Annotated in this window: 14 protein-coding genes; 8 read left to right on the forward strand and 6 right to left on the reverse strand. The window is 50.0% G+C overall.

Annotated features, from left to right (window positions below; all coding sequences use genetic code 11):
- Positions 1 to 3 precede the first annotated feature (3 nt).
- The 6 genes from Q9R46_RS20410 to Q9R46_RS20435 all read left to right on the forward strand — a co-directional run bounded on the left by Q9R46_RS20410 (position 4) and on the right by Q9R46_RS20435 (position 6,624).
- On the forward strand, positions 4 to 768 hold the full coding sequence (locus tag Q9R46_RS20410) for a response regulator transcription factor (protein WP_311281547.1): 765 nt from the start codon (positions 4 to 6) through the stop codon (positions 766 to 768).
- Positions 769 to 1,031: 263 nt separating this feature from the next.
- The gene (locus tag Q9R46_RS20415) at positions 1,032 to 2,327 is read left to right on the forward strand and encodes an ABC transporter substrate-binding protein (RefSeq protein ID WP_311281548.1); all 1,296 of its coding nucleotides are present in this window, start codon (positions 1,032 to 1,034) and stop codon (positions 2,325 to 2,327) included.
- Positions 2,328 to 2,481: 154 nt separating this feature from the next.
- On the forward strand, positions 2,482 to 3,474 hold the full coding sequence (locus Q9R46_RS20420) for a hypothetical protein (RefSeq protein WP_311281549.1): 993 nt from the start codon (positions 2,482 to 2,484) through the stop codon (positions 3,472 to 3,474).
- A 77-nt stretch (positions 3,475 to 3,551) separates the two neighbouring features.
- The gene (locus tag Q9R46_RS20425; protein WP_397386398.1) at positions 3,552 to 4,385 is read left to right on the forward strand and encodes a carbohydrate ABC transporter permease; all 834 of its coding nucleotides are present in this window, start codon (positions 3,552 to 3,554) and stop codon (positions 4,383 to 4,385) included.
- Positions 4,378 to 5,223 (forward strand): carbohydrate ABC transporter permease, encoded by an 846-nt coding sequence (locus tag Q9R46_RS20430; RefSeq protein WP_311281688.1) that lies wholly within the window; start codon positions 4,378 to 4,380, stop codon positions 5,221 to 5,223. The genes Q9R46_RS20425 and Q9R46_RS20430 overlap by 8 nt, the downstream gene beginning before the upstream one ends.
- Before the next feature lie 45 nt (positions 5,224 to 5,268).
- Positions 5,269 to 6,624 carry an FAD-dependent oxidoreductase gene (locus Q9R46_RS20435; protein WP_311281551.1) on the forward strand — a complete coding sequence of 452 codons (1,356 nt, stop codon included), beginning with the start codon at positions 5,269 to 5,271 and terminating at the stop codon, positions 6,622 to 6,624.
- A 501-nt stretch (positions 6,625 to 7,125) separates the two neighbouring features.
- Here the strand turns inward: Q9R46_RS20435 and Q9R46_RS20440 are convergent.
- The 4 genes from Q9R46_RS20440 to Q9R46_RS20455 form a co-directional block, all read right to left on the reverse strand.
- Positions 7,126 to 7,776 (reverse strand): amino acid ABC transporter permease, encoded by a 651-nt coding sequence (locus tag Q9R46_RS20440; protein ID WP_145334130.1) that lies wholly within the window; start codon positions 7,774 to 7,776, stop codon positions 7,126 to 7,128.
- 54 nt (positions 7,777 to 7,830) lie between these two features.
- Positions 7,831 to 8,553, reverse strand: a complete 723-nt coding sequence (locus Q9R46_RS20445; RefSeq protein ID WP_145334128.1) for an amino acid ABC transporter permease — start codon at positions 8,551 to 8,553, stop codon at positions 7,831 to 7,833.
- Between the two features lie 141 nt (positions 8,554 to 8,694).
- Entirely contained in the window at positions 8,695 to 9,534 is an 840-nt protein-coding gene (locus Q9R46_RS20450) for a transporter substrate-binding domain-containing protein (protein WP_311281552.1), read from the reverse strand.
- Positions 9,535 to 9,743: 209 nt separating this feature from the next.
- The gene (locus Q9R46_RS20455; protein WP_311281553.1) at positions 9,744 to 10,493 is read right to left on the reverse strand and encodes an amino acid ABC transporter ATP-binding protein; all 750 of its coding nucleotides are present in this window, start codon (positions 10,491 to 10,493) and stop codon (positions 9,744 to 9,746) included.
- Between the two features lie 404 nt (positions 10,494 to 10,897).
- On the opposite strand from Q9R46_RS20455, the gene Q9R46_RS20460 reads away from it, so the two are divergent.
- Complete coding sequence (locus Q9R46_RS20460; RefSeq protein ID WP_311281554.1) at positions 10,898 to 12,514, forward strand: glycoside hydrolase family 28 protein; 1,617 nt, start codon at positions 10,898 to 10,900, stop codon at positions 12,512 to 12,514.
- Positions 12,515 to 12,731: 217 nt separating this feature from the next.
- Here Q9R46_RS20460 and Q9R46_RS20465 read toward each other — a convergent pair whose 3' ends face one another.
- Positions 12,732 to 13,583, reverse strand: a complete 852-nt coding sequence (locus tag Q9R46_RS20465; protein ID WP_145334125.1) for a helix-turn-helix transcriptional regulator — start codon at positions 13,581 to 13,583, stop codon at positions 12,732 to 12,734.
- Between the two features lie 277 nt (positions 13,584 to 13,860).
- Between Q9R46_RS20465 and Q9R46_RS20470 the strand changes: the two genes are divergently transcribed.
- Positions 13,861 to 14,319 (forward strand): cupin domain-containing protein, encoded by a 459-nt coding sequence (locus Q9R46_RS20470; RefSeq protein ID WP_311281555.1) that lies wholly within the window; start codon positions 13,861 to 13,863, stop codon positions 14,317 to 14,319.
- Between the two features lie 141 nt (positions 14,320 to 14,460).
- Here the strand turns inward: Q9R46_RS20470 and Q9R46_RS20475 are convergent, their stop codons facing one another.
- Positions 14,461 to 15,288: an aldo/keto reductase gene (locus tag Q9R46_RS20475; RefSeq protein ID WP_311281556.1), complete on the reverse strand. Its 828-nt coding sequence runs from the start codon at positions 15,286 to 15,288 to the stop codon at positions 14,461 to 14,463.
- Positions 15,289 to 15,633: the final 345 nt, after the last annotated feature.

Here is a 15,633-nt window from a genome sequence, read left to right on the forward strand (position 1 = left end):
CGCATGTATAAAGTACTGCTTGTCGAGGATGAAACGGTGATTCGCCAGGGATTACGAGAGTTGATTGTACAGGCATCCCCTCAGTTTCAGGTGGTGGGGGAAGCGGCAAGCGGAGCCGAGGCACTGGAGGTACTGCGCTGTGAAGTGCCGGATGTATTAATCACGGATATCCGTATGCGCGAGATGGATGGATTGACGCTGGTTTCATTAGCGAGAGAGATGTACCCTGAGCTGCTGATGCTTATCATCAGCGGGTACGGAGAGTTCGAATATGCACGCAGGGCAATGGAACACGGGGTATTAAGTTATCTTTTGAAGCCAATCGAACGTCATGAACTGGTGAAATGTCTGGAAAAAATACAATCGCTGCTGGACCGTAGGTATGGTCTCTCCACACTTCCCATCCCCGAAACCTCTGGCACAGCCAACCCGGAACACGGGGAACCTCGCAAAATTATTCGTAGCGTGAAAGAGCACATCCACCAGCATCCCGATGGTGATCTGCGGCTCCAGACGGTTGCTTCACTGGTCAATCTGAACCCGACGTATCTGAGCCAGTTATTCAAAACCGAGACGGGCATCAACTATTCCGAATATATCGCGGAGGCACGAATGGAGCGGGCGAAATGGCTGCTGGCCAACACCGGACTCAAAATCTATGACGTTGCCCGGTTATCCGGGTATCAGAGTCCGAAACATTTTATGTTGGTTTTTAAACAGCAGATGGGATGTACCGCAGGGGAGTATCGTGACGGATATGATGTGTAGCGTGGGGAGTAGTGAGAAACAGAGAGTAAAGATAAGAGATTAGGACTAGCATACTGCCTCTTGGTTTGAAGAGTTTGGAAGAGCAAAGAGCAAGGTATCGAAAGCATTTAGACAGATGCTGTATGAGGGCAGGGTTAGGAGCCACGAAAAAACCTCTTAAAATTCCGTACCATTTCTGCAACTGACGTGATTTAGGAGCAAGCAGCGCTTTCGATATACTGGGGTGGCACAGGAATACCATAACGTCCATAAGGGGGATTTCGATGAAAAAGGCAGGACTGATGCTGATTCTCGCGCTTATGATCACAGCTCTAATCGGGTGCACAAGTACCAATACGGGCGGGGGTTCGAACGCCTCTGGCGGAGAGAAAGACAAGGTAGAGCTGAAATTCATGATGTGGGGCAACCAGGCACACATTGATGTGTACAACAAGCTCATTGATGGCTTTACCAAAGAGAACCCGGGCATCAAGGTAACGATGGAATCGGTACCCTTTGCCGATTATCAGCAGAAAATATCGGTGCTTGCCGCTGGCGGCTCGCTTCCTGATCTGGCCTGGGTATCGGAACGCATGATACCGCAGTTCAAGTCCAATCACATCCTGGCCGACGTGTCGGCGTTCAAGGATGACGCACAATTCAAGCTGGACGATTACATTCCCAGCACGCTGGATCTCTTCCGTGAGGGAGATCAACTGTTAGGCTTGCCGTTTTCCACACCGCCAGTAGTGATGTTTTATAATCAAACGCTCTTCGACAAGGCTGGGCTGACCGATCCGAATACGCTGGCTGCCAAAGGCGAGTGGACGTGGGAGCAGTTCGAGGCATCGGCCAAAGCGATAACCAGCAAGGATGCGGCGAATCGCATCTATGGGGCTAACTTTTTTCGGGACTGGAAGACCTGGGCCGTGCTTTCTTCCTACTCCTGGTCTAACGGAAGCGGGCCGTTCAACGGACATATGACAGCGTTTACCTGGAATGACGATTACGGAGTACAGACCTTTGCCATGCTGGAGCGCATGATGTTTACCGACGAATCCCATCCGAAAGCGGGCGAGCAGGTAAGCTTTGATGCAGGTAATGTGGGCATGTTCTTCGATAACTACAGCTATGTGTCCAAAGCAAGGGAGATCAAGGATTTTAAGTGGAGTATTGCACCTATGCCGTCCGGCTCACAGGGCAGCGTACCGATGCTGGGGCAAGCGGGCTATGCCATGTTCAACGATAGCAAGCACCCGGAGGAGACGAAGAAATTGCTGAAGTATTTTGCCAGTGAACAGGGAACTCAGGCGACTGCGACGTACTTTGTGCCTGCGCGTACTTCGGTGCTGAACTCCGACGCTTTCATCCAGCAGCCGAACAACCCAAGCAAAGAGCATATCGTGCAGGCGGTCATTAATGAGATGCCGAAAGCCCGTCTGATTCCGGGACATATCCGCTGGCAGGATATTGATAATGCGGTACTGCAAGGTTTTGACCGATTATTCGCCCGTACAGCCTCACCAGAGGATAATTTGAAACAGATGCAGACCGAAGTACAGCGCATATTGCAACCCTGAAGAGAGGCAGAGAGTGAAGAGTGAGGGAGATGAAGCGTAAATGAGAATAGAGCATAGGAAATACAGGAAAATGATGGAAATAAAAATGGCGAAAAAAAAGTGAATGAGGCGTATGAAGAGTGAGAGAAGTGAGGGGATGAACCAGGTGGAGGACATGAAGAAGGGTCAGCAGACGGAGCAGATGCAGCAGCGGTCGCAAAGGACGGAACAGACACAGGAAGCACAACAGATGCAGCTTTCTCAGAGTTGGCAGAACCCGCAGCACTCCCAGAACCCGCAACATTCACATCAAGTCGGTCAACTTTGGGCTAAGCAACATATGCAAAAGATAGGTCAACTGCAAGCTATGCTGGAGCAAAAACCGCTGTCGCTCATCGTCAGTCTGCCCGGGAACGAGCTCGCACTGGCTCGGGCGGCATGGGAGGAAGGGGCGGATGCCCTGAAGGTGCATTTTAATGTGGGCCATCGCGCAAGCGGCAACCATTTTGGTTCGCTTGGTGAGTACACGGAGGTATTTCGTGCAATCCGCTCGGAGTTCGCTGGTCCGTTCGGCGTTGTGCCGTCCGGCAGTATTGAAGGGACACGGAGAGAAGATGTGGAGCGACTGGAGGGTATGGGCTTTGACTTCTACTCGATCTATGCGCATCATCTGCCTTCTTTTATGCTGCAAGACCACGGGCTGGAATCTACGTTTGCGATTAACAACGAGTATGATGTCTCTCTGGTGGCGTCTGCTGCACATTTCGGTTTTACTGCACTGGAGGCTTCGATTGTACCCGGCAATGAATACGGCACCTCGCTCAGCTTCGCGGACGTGCTTCATTATCGGCAGCTGGTCTTGCAGGCCAGAGTACCGGTACTTGTTCCTTCCCAGCGCAAGCTGGTGCCGGAGGATGTTCCCGTGCTTCACCATAGCGGCATCAAGGCCATTATGCTTGGGGCGATTGTTACAGGCAAAACGGAGGATGAGCTACGTAGAGCGGTGAGTAGCTTCCGCAATGCAATAGATCGTCTGGGACAAAAACAGCCTTCGGGCTCGGAACAATTTGCATCAGAATCGTGTGTTGATGGACATTCTGACCCTGCCACTCCTTCCGTTCTCACGAAACTTTCGGATGGTTCGGATTCAGGGGGGGATGGCTCGTGAGCCGATCCAACAAGCGGAGACGCGGAGGGCCGCTCGCCAGAGAGGCACAGATTGCTGGCTGGTTGTTTATTTCACCGATGGTGCTGGGCTTTACCCTGTTGCTTCTGTTCCCGATGGGGCTTGCATTGTATATGAGCCTGACGGATTGGCCGCTGCTTGGGGATCACCATTTTATCGGGCTGGACAATTACCGGAATATTATGACGGACGCCATGTTCTGGGAAGTGCTTGGCAATACGGTTTACTTTACGGCAGGTCTGGTGCCGCTGAATATCGTACTTGCTTTGCTGCTCGCCCTGCTCTTATCCAAAAGCATTCGAGGGATCGGCCTGTTCAGAACGGCCATTTTCGTCCCGGTGATGACGTCATTAATTGTCTGGGCCATCGTGTGGAAGCTGATGTATGCAACAGAGTCGGGGCTGATCAATCAGCTATTGCTGATGATGGGCATTAAAGGCCCTGCTTGGCTGTACGATCCGAACCTGGCCATGCCTGCGGTTATTGTGACGAGTGTGCTGAAAAATGTCGGTCTGAACATGGTGCTGTTCATTGCAGCACTTCAGCAGGTCCCGCGTTCCCTGTACGAAGCGGCGACACTGGATGGCGCGGGCAGAAGGGCTTCTTTTTTCAACGTCACCCTGCCTATGATCACGCCGACCGTATTTCTGACCGTCGTGATGACCGTCATTGGGTCGCTCAAAGTATTTGGACAGATCTATGTCATGACCCAAGGCGGGCCGAGCAACAGCACGAAAGTTCTGGTCTATTACATCTGGGAAAAAGCGTTCAAGCTGTTTCAGTTCGGCTATGCTTCGTCCCTTGCGTATGTGCTGTTCCTGATTGTGCTGATTCTGACGCTGCTGCAATGGCAGCTCCGAAAGAGGTGGGTGTTTGGTGAAGGCGATGCCTAGGTTGACAGGCCGGAGGTTCGGGACTGCTGTTGGCACCTATTTGATCCTGACGGCAGTTTCGCTGATCATGATTGTTCCGTTGATCTGGATGGTCTCGACATCCCTCAAGGAACCGCAGAGCATATTTACCTATCCGCCGCAGTGGATACCGGACAGCTTGCAATTTCAGAATTACATCGATGTGTTTCGATTGATTCCGTTTCACCGTTTTTACGGGAATAGTGTGTATATCTCTGCGTTGGTGGTGCTTGGCACGGTGTTTTTTGCTTCCCTTGCGGGGTATGCCTTTGCCAAGATTCCGTTCAAGGGGCGGAATATGATCTTTCTCATCCTGCTGAGCGCGATGATGATTCCGCATGAGGTAACGGCGATTCCGATGTTCTTGTTTATGCGGCAGCTGGGCTGGATTGATACGCATCTTCCGCTAATTTTACTGCCGATCTTTGGCGCGGGCGGTGTGTTTGGCATCTTTGTGATGCGGCAGTTCTTTATTACGGTGCCCACCGAGCTGGAGGAAGCAGCCATGATGGATGGCTGTAGCCGATTTCGGATTTATTGGCAGATTATGCTTCCCCTTGCGAAGCCGGGCATGGCGACGCTGACTATTTTTACATTTGTGACGATTTGGAATGAGTTCTTTGATCCGTTGATTTTTATCAATTCGAGAGAACTGATGACGCTGCCGCTGGGGTTGTCCCTGTTCACGGATGAGGTGGGCACAGCCTGGCAGTATTTAATGAGTGCGACCGTGATGGCGACGGTACCGCTATTGATCGTTTTTTTCCTGGCGCAGCGGCGTTTCATTGAAGGTGTGGCGATGACGGGATTGAAGGAGTAATGGGATTGGAAGAGCAGCTTATCATACGGGAGGGAGAGGACGCGTTTGAAAGAAGTGACGCATTTGAAAAGGGAATCGGCGGAAGTAGTCATTGTCGGAGGCGGTCCCGCTGGAATAGCGGCGGCGATTGTAGCAGGTAGGCAGGGAGTTCGCGTGGTGCTGGTGGAACGCTATGGATTCGTTGGCGGGATGTCAACGGCTGCTATGGTCTACCCGTGGATGACGTTTCATACGGAGCAGGGTGAGCAGGTTATTCAGGGGATTGCACAGGAGATTGTGGATCGTTTACAGGCACGGGGCGGTTCCCCCGGACATCTGCGTGATACGGTTGGTTTTGTGCATAGCGTGACACCGTATGATCCGGCCGTCTATCAGGTGGTTGCGGCAGAAATGCTGAAGGAGGCAGGTGTTCGGCTGTTGCTGCACAGCTTCGTAGATAGTGTCGCGACGGTGGATGACCGGGTAGAGGCAGTGCGAGTCACGAACAAATCCGGTCAGCTGGAGATTCAGGCGAACGTATTTGTTGATGCGAGTGGTGATGCGGATGTGGCTTATCTGGCTGGTGCCGCTATAGCGAAGGGACGGGAGAAAGACAGCCAGTCTCAGCCGATGACGATGAAATTCCGTATGCGCGGCGTGGATCTCGGGCGTGTGAAGCAGTACATGCAGGAGCACCCCGAGGATTTTTATGAGAAAACACCCTTTGGCGAATTAGACACGATTCCGTTGACGGGCGTGAGCGGCTTCTATTCACACTGGAAGAAAGCGGCGGTGCCGATTCAACGCGATCAGGTGTTATTTTTTACCGGGCCGGCAGAAGATGAGGTGTTGATTAACTGTACTCGGGTGCAGGGGCTCGATGCCACCAATGCTGTGGATTTAACCGAAGCTGAACAGGAAGGACGGAAGCAGGTGCTGATGATTGCCGAGTTTCTGCGGAATGATGTGCCTGGTTTCGAACGAGCTTCGATCTCGGCTGTAGCGCCACAGATCGGCATTCGTGAATCCAGACGTATTGTTGGGCGCTATGCGCTGACTCGGGAAGATGTCGTTGCAGGGCGGAAGTTCGAAGATGTAGTCGCTAGAAGCGGTTATCCTATCGATATTCATGATCCCTCCGGGCAGGGCGTGACTGCAGCCTTTATTGAAGGAGATGGTGCGTATGATATTCCCTATCGTTCGCTGCTCTCGCAAAATATCAGCAACTTGCTGGCTGCCGGACGCTGTATCTCCACGACACATGAGGCTCACGCTACAACCAGACTGACCCCAAGCTGTATGGCAACGGGAGAGGCTGCGGGAACAGCTGCGGCTATGGCGGTAAAGCTGAAACTTTCGCCTGCGAATCTTCCTGTATCACTGTTGCAAGCAGAGTTGCGCCAGAATGGTGTGGCAATTTGAGTGGAACAGGGCCGAAGTTAGCGTAACGGCACAGCGGTGAAATTCTAACGATCACCAGAAGCCTTATTTGGGCAAAAAAGGTGACAAAAAAATTCTAACGATCCCCAGTGACGCTATTTTGCCAAGATTGCTCGGAATGGGGCGGAAAATGGCCTGAATCAGCAAAATAAGCTTCCTACGGATCGTTAGAATTGAAAATGCCCCCAAAATGGCTAAATAAGCTCATCTGAGATCGTTAGAATTCAAAAGCTCCAATTCCACGAAAAATGTGGAACGGAAGCTTTTGAACTTCGAATGGTTACTTCGAACCGTTGCTCTGTTTAGCTCATATTTTGGGTGGTTCCACTTCGAGTACTGAAGCTAGAGAAGTTGAATCCGATTTAGAGGAGTGAAGCGCAAGTAATCGTAGCGGTTGCCTCAAACCATTCAGCATGGAGCAAGGAGTAGCTTCGCTTCGAGCCACCGCCTCATGCAACTGAAACAAAACAACGGTTCACCTCCCTAGTTCATTCGTGCTTCAAGTCTTCTGGCAACGATGGAGAGGGAGTAGTTGATGATGAAATACAGTACAGCAGCGAGTAACAACGCCGGGATGATGTAATCGAAGCTTTGACCGCCGAGGATCTGCACATTGCGCATCAGCTCCGGCAGGGAGATAATGATCGCCAGCGACGTATCCTTCAATAGTGAGATGAACTGGCTGACCATGGGCGGAGACATGCGGCGCAGTGCCTGTGGCATGATGATGCCAGTGAGCGTCTGCATGTAACTTAGGCCGGAGGAGCGGGCAGCTTCCACCTGACCACGTTCTACGGATTTAAGGCCGCTTCGCACGATTTCAGCGATCATGGCGCCTTCGAACAGACTTAGTCCCACGACCGTGGACCAGAAGGGTGGCATTTTAATGCCAAGCTGTGGTAGCACGATATGGATAAAAAAGATGATGAGCAGCAACGGCAAGTTACGAATGGTATCTACGATGACCGCCACAATCTGGGAGAGGACGGGAATTCGTGTGAATCGTATGGTACCGAGCAGTGTGCCCAGCACAAAGCTGAACACAATGGATAAGCCTGCAACTTGAAGGGTCACCCAAAACCCTTGCAACAGGAAACGAAGGTTAGGCCATTCATAGGCCCCGCTAAAGTCCATACGTTCGATGCCTCCTTCGGTGAACGTTATATGTTCAATGCGTGATAAAATCCTCTACATCGTAACCTGCCCGGCAGGTTTGTTTTTCTTCGGTTTGCCTTTGGGCTTGCGTGCTTCTGCGTCACTCTGTCCGAATCTGCGTTCCATATAGTGCACCAGAAAGCTGAGCGGTAAGGTTAGCGTCAGATAGAAGAGGGCAACGATGGTGTAGACGCTTAGTGGCTGGAACGTATCCGAGTTTACAATGTCGGCAAAATACATCAAGTCCATGCCGGCGACGACCGCCAGAATGGAAGAGTTTTTAACCAGATTAATAAATTGATTGCCAATGGAGGGCAGTACAATTTTGATGGCCTGCGGCAGGATGATCAGGTTCATGGCCTGTACATAAGACAGTCCCGATGAACGTGCCGCCTCCAGTTGACCACGAGGTACAGTTTGAATGCCTGCCCGAATCGCTTCTGCGATGAAAACAGCCGTGTATATGGTTAGTCCCAGTGTGCCTGCGACGAATCCATCCAGAGAAATACCCAGCGAAGGCAGACCAAGATAGAAAAAAAACACAACGATCAGCAACGGAATGTTGCGGATAAACTCAACAAACGCCGTACCAAACCAGTTCAACGGTTTGACCGGTGAGATTCGAAAGATCGCCAGAATGGCCCCCAGCACAAAGCTGCCAATCAGGGCCATCACGCTCACTTGAATCGTATTCAGAAATCCTTCAAAAAATCGGTCGGAGTGTCTGAACAGTACGCTGAAATCCAATGTACCCATAACAAGAGCCCCCGTTCTCCAGGTGTGAAAATAAAACAACAGCGCATCTGCTGCATACGTATTTCTCGTATACGGCAGATGCTTGCAGTGTATATTGAATGTTTGGCTGATGGTAGATTTGCTCATCATCAGGTACTTGGACTACTCAGGCTTACTGCCCAGCCACTTCTCATGCAACGTGTCATACTCACCGCTATCCTTCAGATCTTTAATCAGCTTGTTCACTTCTTCTACAAAAGCCGTATCGCCCTTGCGAATCGCCATGCCATAAGGCTCGCTTGTGAAGTTGCCGCCGACCAGCTTGTAGTTGTTGTCCGTCTGTTGCATGCCGATGAGGATGATGTTATCGGTTGTCAGCGCTTCGCCTTTGCCTGCTTTCAGCGCTGTAAAAGCATCCTGATAATTATCGAACTCCAGCACGTCGGCCTTCGGTGCCTTCTCGCGGATATTCTGTGCGGACGTGGAGCCTTTTACGGCAAGCACCTTCACACCATCCAGGCTCTCCAGACCGGTGATGGCACTGTCGTTTTTCACCAGAAGGGATTGGCCTGCCTCGAAGTACACATCACTGAAATCCACTTGCTCTTTCCGCTCGTCCGTAATGGTCATCGTGGCAATGATAATGTCGATATCTCCGTTTTGCAGCATTGGAATCCGTGTTTTGGACGTCACTTCTTTCAGTTCAACCTTCGTTTCGTCTCCCAGAATCTGCTTGGCGAGTGCCTTGGCAATATCGATATCAAAGCCTTCTACATCTCCGCTTGCCGGGTCTTTGAGTCCAAATAACTTTGTATCATATTTGACACCGGCAATCAGCTTGCCGCGCTCCTTAATCCGTTCAATCGTGCCTTGTGCTTCTGCGTCGCCCCCACCGCTCGCGGAAGGTGTGTCTGTACCCGTGGAGTTACAGCCGGATAATACAAGTGATAACATAAGCACCAACATTAACGTTAAAGACGGGAGTTTCTTCCTATTTTTCATCAATTTAAGACCCCTTTCAAAATGTGGAGTGAGCAATGGCTTTTATTTGTAGAGTGAAGTTTTCTTTTTGCTCTTGTTTAAGGCTTACCTGTTGTTTACTTCGTAGTGGTAGTTCTGATGTGAGTTTAGGGAGTGTTGAGTAGATTTAAGCCTGACAAATGGCCTATTTTCCATCTAGCTATGCATTTCGGTGATAGAACGATGAAGTGTTAATGATGGATCAGGCGGCTAAGGAATTGTTGTGCTCTTTCTTCTCGGGGGTTGTCAAAAAATGCTGCTGCGGGTGCCTCTTCTACGATGCGGCCCTCGTCCATGAAAATGACCCGGTCTGCCACCTCGCGGGCAAAGCCCATCTCGTGGGTAACGACCACCATTGTCATGCCGTTGTGGGCAAGGGAGCGCATGACATCCAGAACCTCTCCGATCATCTCGGGATCAAGGGCGGACGTGGGTTCGTCAAAAAGCATAATCTTCGGCTCCATGGCGAGTCCTCTCGCAATGGCTACACGCTGCTGTTGTCCACCGGACAACTGGGAAGGGTAACTGTCTGCTTTATCGGCAATGCCGACCCGCTCCAGGTATTTCATAGCGGTTGCTACGGCTTGGGCTTTGGGTTGTTTGCGTACCTTGACGGGTGCAAGAGTGATGTTGTCGATGACTTTTTTGTGGGGATACAGATTGAAATGTTGAAAGACCATGCCGATGTCGCGGCGGAAGAGGTTGATGTCCACCTTTTTCTGATGCAGAGGAATGCCGCTGACAACGAGCTCACCTTCGCTGATGGTCTCCAGGCGGTTAATGCAACGGAGCAGCGTACTTTTGCCAGAGCCTGAAGGTCCGACAATAACAACGACTTCTCCTTCTTCGATACGAAGATGAATATCCTTGAGGACATGGAAATGACCGAAATGTTTTTGCACACGTTTGAATTCAATCAAGAACACACACCCTTTCTGCAACGAAGAGTTAAAATGGTATAAAAAGGTATTATTGCAAAGTGGTTATTTAATCATACATAGACATCCTTCTAATAGCAATTGGTCTGTAATAAAACGTGACATAAGTAATGGGTTTTATAGGGCTATAGCCCAAATTTACGTTATATATATGTTATATAGTTGATCTTCTTGTGACGAATGCTGACAGAAAAATGAATCAATACTCCTAGTTTATTTACAATGACTGGAATTGATGTATATTGTAAACTGAAATTGATGTTCTGTTTTTGTGAACCGGATAACGAATATAAATAACAAATAACATCAAGTTCACCCTGTACATGGCAAAAAAGCTCAACCCGTCCCTACAGTGCCGTTGTTATGATGAAACGAAAGAATCATAGTAGAGAGGATGATTTCGTACCATGAATATATATCGCTCCCCGTTGTCTGCAGGGTCAGGCAGTGCAGCTGATCTTCAAGCTTACGAAGTGAATCTGCCCGTGATTCCTGAACATGATTTTCATATTACCGAGTATGGTGCCGTTGGAGACGGTATCACGGATAATACAGAGGCCTTCCGGCTGGTTATTGCCGCATGTGCAGACGCAGGTGGAGGCAGGATCATCATTCCTGCCGGCGTGTGGCTCACTGGACCGATCATGCTTCGTAGCCGGATTGAACTGCATGTGCAAGCCGGCGCACTGGTAACCTTCAGTCAGGATTTCAACAGGTATCCTCTTATTGCATCAAGCTTCGAGGGTTGGCAGGTTGTACGCTGTCAATCTCCGATTGATGCAGACGGGCTCGAAGATATTGCGATTACGGGGGAAGGCATCTGGGATGGCGGCGGTGAAGCCTGGCGTCCGGTGAAACGTTCCAAAATGACTGCTGGCCAGTGGAAGCGATTGCTTGCCTCTGGTGGTGTTGTAGAAGAGTCGAGTACGACGGATGAACAGATCTGGTGGCCTTCCCAATCTGCGATGGACGGCGGTGCCATTGCCGAGAAGCTCTACAGGGAAAAAGTACGTGATCTCGCCGCGCATGAAGAGATCCGGGATTTCCTGCGGCCGAACATGGTCAGCTTGCGCCGATGCAAACGGGTTCTGCTGGAAGGGCCTACATTCCAGAACTCGCCGGCTTGGAACCTGCATCCCTGGGCATGTGAACATGTAACGATTCGTAAAGTGAATGTGCGAAATCCTTGGTTCTCCCAGAATGGAGACGGGCTGGATATTGAATCATGTCGTCATGTTCTGGTAGAGCAGAGTATATTTGATGTCGGTGATGATGCGATCTGTATGAAGTCAGGAAAAGATGCCGAGGGACGGGAACTCGGACTGCCATCGGAGTACGTTACGATTCGGGATTGCACGGTGTATCACGGTCATGGCGGCTTTGTGATCGGAAGCGAGATGTCCGGCGGAGTGCGGCATGTGCGGGTAACGGATTGTACGTTTATCGGCACGGATATTGGTCTGCGTTTCAAGAGCGCACGAGGGCGTGGCGGTGTTGTAGAAGATATTCAGATCGAGCGCATATATATGAAGGATATCATTATGGAAGCTATTTCGTTTTCCTTTTTCTATGCCAATATGGAGGGGTCTGCCCGCGGCGGGGACCTTGCAAAAGAGGTCAGCGAAGAAACGCCGGTGTTCCGCGATATTCGCATCTCGGATGTGGTCTGCGCGGGAGCCGATACGGCATTATTTGTTAGCGGTCTACCGGAGATGCCTCTGGACAGCGTAAGTATCGAACGTTACAGCGTGGAAGCTCGTACTGGCATTCAGTGTGCTCAGGCAAAACATTTACGGATTACAGGGCTTCAGGCACAGATCACCGAAGGTCCGCTCATTCATCTTCACAACTGCAAAGGCGCTACACTGGAGGACATTAAAGGTGTGGGTGCGGATGGGAAGCTGCTGAAAGTCACTGGACTTGAATCTGCGGGAATCGTATGCAGGGAAACGGATGCAGACACAGAAGGACGACAGATATCGGTGAGTCCGGAAGTTCGAAGTGGGGTTATCATTCGTAGATAAACGGTGTGATATTTCTGCGGTGCAGTATCTTGCCAGCCGTTTAACATAGCACAAGAAGTAGGTATCAAGAAGTTAGTATTGCAGTAGGGTAGCCATGTATGCAGTCCAGTCATCGCCTGAACTTCTCCTGAGAAGGGGAAGGGCGCATACTGGAGCTGGAGCACGGCTACCCGATTGGTTTTGTATAGGAAGAACAGGTCAGGACGACGTGTGACATTCATCGATGCTCTTTGCGATAACGCAGCGGCGTTGTGCCTGTGATCTGTTTAAAGGTTTTGTTAAAATGAGCGGTATGCTCGAATCCGACCTTTTCCGCGATAAATTGAACCCGCTCTTGTGTTGAAAGTAATCTTCGCTGTGCCTCTCGAACTCGAACGATACGCAAATATTCGCTGAAGCGAAATCCGGTAAGCCGGCTGAACATTCGGCTGAGATAAGAAGGGCTGATATAAAAACGGGCTGCAGCATCTTCCAAAGTGAGCGGTTCGGTGTAGTGTTTATTGACATAGGTTACAATCTCGCTGATCTTGTCCTGCATCGGATGTAGCGAGCCTGGATTGGATTCACGGATAACCTCCTGTGCCCGATGGACAAGAATCAGAAGTTGAGCCAGCAGACTACGTACGGCAATCTCATAGTGAGGTCGTCGTTCTTTGCATTCCTGAAGCATCTTCCATAAGATACGCTCAATCTCAGGCTGATCTGACTCGGGAAGACGGAGGAGGCTGGAACATTTGAATGGCAACAGGCCACAGATGCCTAGCTCCATTCCGGTGGCAAAAGCAGGCGAAAAACCAATGAGAATCCGTTCGAAGCCAGGTTTGTTGCCTTTGGATGTAGTGTGTACGTCATGTGGGTTGATGAGAACCAGGTCACCTTTTCTCGCAGGCAAAATCTGTCCATTCATGGAGTATACCCGTTCACCTTCGAGCAGGTAATATAATTCGTAAAAGGGGTGAGCATGAGGTTGCGGCATCGCACTCCCGTCATGTCTTCGCATATATTCTATGGTAAAGGCATAATCACCAATCCGATACTTGGGTCCGATTCGATCCTCAATGAGACTCATTAGGCAACTCCTCTCAACTTCAGCTTGGCGTTGATACTCATATCATAACGGAAAGTAGATAATTTTGTAAACGCTATCATATAGAGTGGGATTGCTTTTTGTGTAGATAGATATCTTTCGCTAGGGATAGGGGTATAGTGTGGAGAAGGTGGACGAATGGAGGAACGCCCGTTATAAAGGTGACAAAACGTTCATGTTGTTTTAGAGTAGGGAGAGCGAGGTCATGCTCCAGTTTGGGAGTATCCCCGAAAATGAATTGGAAGGAAGGAAACAAGTTATGGCAGCACATGAATTATCACCGCTCGTAGCTGCGCTGGATATGCAGCCTCACGTTGAAGGTGGTTGGTATAAGGAAGTTTGGAAAGCATCTTATCAAATCCCGCAATCCGTCTTGCCGGACGCCTACTCTGGTCCGCGCTTCTCGGCAAGTTCAACGTACTTCTTGCTTCATGCTCATGAGATCTCCGAGTGGCACACGGTGCTTTCGGATGAGCTGTGGTTATGGCACAGCGGCAGTCCAATTGAATTGAAATTGGGTGGCAATGGCGAAAACCCGGAGAATGAGGAAGTGCTGATTCTCGGCATGGATATCGAGGCAGGGCAATCTCCGCAGGTGCTTGTGCCTGCAGGTGTATGGCAGACGGCGCGGCCACTGGGCGATGAGCCGGTTCTGGTCACTTGCGTCGTAGCGCCAGGTTTTCACTTTGATGACTTCAAGCTGGTATCCAAAGGATAAGCATGTTAATCAGGATTGCATAACAAAAGGGACGAGGCGGGGGATTAACTCTGCTTCGTCCCTTTTGTTAACTATGCTGTTAGAATGACGCAAATCTTGTTCGAGGTTGCCGGATCTGATCTGGACGGGAAAACGCTCTTCTTAAAAGTTAAAATTGTCAGGATCCGAACCGAAACGCTTATGCTCATTCAGACCGTTAATCTGTTCAATCTCCTCGGCTGTTAACTCGAAATCATATAGCTCGGTATTGGCGTGAATGCGCTCAGGTGTTACCGATTTCGGGATGGTCACGATGCCGTTTTGCAGATCCCAGCGCAAGATGACTTGTGCCGGAGACTTGCCGTATTTGGTAGCGATATCCTGGAGCAAAGGATGCTCCATCAGGTTGCCTTGTCCAAGTGGAGACCAGGCTTCAATCTGAATCTCATGTGTACTGCAGTAGTCACGCAGTTCCTTTTGAGTCAGGAGCGGGTGAAGCTCAACCTGATTGACCGCAGGTTTGACGTTGGCATCCATCAAGAGGTCTTCCAAGTGATGAATCTGGAAGTTACTCACGCCGATGGCGCGAACACGGCCTTCTTTATAGAGCTTTTCCAGCGCTCTCCACGTATCTTTATATTTGCCTTTGACAGGCCAGTGGATCAGATAGAGATCGAGATATTCAAGCTCCAGACGTTGCATGCTTTCTTCGAAAGCGGCAAGTGTGCTCTCGTAGCCTTGGTCACTGTTCCATACTTTGGTTGTGATAAACAAATCTTCACGAGCAATGCCAGATTCACGAATGCCTTGAGCGACACCGGATTCGTTATTATATACTTTGGCGGTATCGATGCTGCGGTACCCGGCTTCTATCGCTGTTTTGACGGCATTTACAACCTCATCTCCGTCTTTCACTTTGAATACGCCAAAGCCAAGCCAAGGCATCTTGACTCCATTATTGAGTGTGGCTGTGTCCTGAACGTGTTTCATGATCTGTCATTCCTCCTCTGATTCTTAGGTCAACATGAAGTTATTACCCTGCAATTGGGAAGTTATTACCCTGGGGCCTGGCAGCCAGTCGATTCTAACAGTCTACCACTACTTATTATACTAAAGTTTTCCTCTCTTTAAATACGGGTGGGCAAGCTTCACGCGAAAAGCCCCTGTTTTATCCTTTTTCGCCAGGCAGAGGTTTGGTTTTGACGCTTGTGGGTGATAAGATGAAGTATACGAAAAAAGAACGAATTGTATTTTGTAGACCCATCATTATAATTTCCGAGAGGATAGCGGTTAGAGGAATGGATTCAAACGTAGAGTCCGTATGCTTTTACATAA

This window comes from Paenibacillus sp. RRE4 (assembly GCF_031844205.1).
In the GTDB taxonomy this organism is placed as follows: Bacteria; Bacillota; Bacilli; order Paenibacillales; family Paenibacillaceae; genus Paenibacillus; species Paenibacillus xylanexedens_B.

Coding starts and splice junctions, on each gene's coding strand:
- Q9R46_RS20450 (WP_311281552.1), bottom strand. CDS start 9,534: ATGAAAAATAGGAAGAAACTCCCGTCTTTAACGTTAATGTTGGTGCTT.
- Q9R46_RS20430 (WP_311281688.1), top strand. CDS start 4,378: ATGCCTAGGTTGACAGGCCGGAGGTTCGGGACTGCTGTTGGCACCTAT.
- Q9R46_RS20470 (WP_311281555.1), top strand. CDS start 13,861: ATGGCAGCACATGAATTATCACCGCTCGTAGCTGCGCTGGATATGCAG.
- Q9R46_RS20460 (WP_311281554.1), top strand. CDS start 10,898: ATGAATATATATCGCTCCCCGTTGTCTGCAGGGTCAGGCAGTGCAGCT.
- Q9R46_RS20425 (WP_397386398.1), top strand. CDS start 3,552: ATGGTGCTGGGCTTTACCCTGTTGCTTCTGTTCCCGATGGGGCTTGCA.
- Q9R46_RS20440 (WP_145334130.1), bottom strand. CDS start 7,776: ATGGACTTTAGCGGGGCCTATGAATGGCCTAACCTTCGTTTCCTGTTG.
- Q9R46_RS20410 (WP_311281547.1), top strand. CDS start 4: ATGTATAAAGTACTGCTTGTCGAGGATGAAACGGTGATTCGCCAGGGA.
- Q9R46_RS20415 (WP_311281548.1), top strand. CDS start 1,032: ATGAAAAAGGCAGGACTGATGCTGATTCTCGCGCTTATGATCACAGCT.
- Q9R46_RS20445 (WP_145334128.1), bottom strand. CDS start 8,553: ATGGGTACATTGGATTTCAGCGTACTGTTCAGACACTCCGACCGATTT.
- Q9R46_RS20465 (WP_145334125.1), bottom strand. CDS start 13,583: ATGAGTCTCATTGAGGATCGAATCGGACCCAAGTATCGGATTGGTGAT.
- Q9R46_RS20475 (WP_311281556.1), bottom strand. CDS start 15,288: ATGAAACACGTTCAGGACACAGCCACACTCAATAATGGAGTCAAGATG.
- Q9R46_RS20420 (WP_311281549.1), top strand. CDS start 2,482: ATGAAGAAGGGTCAGCAGACGGAGCAGATGCAGCAGCGGTCGCAAAGG.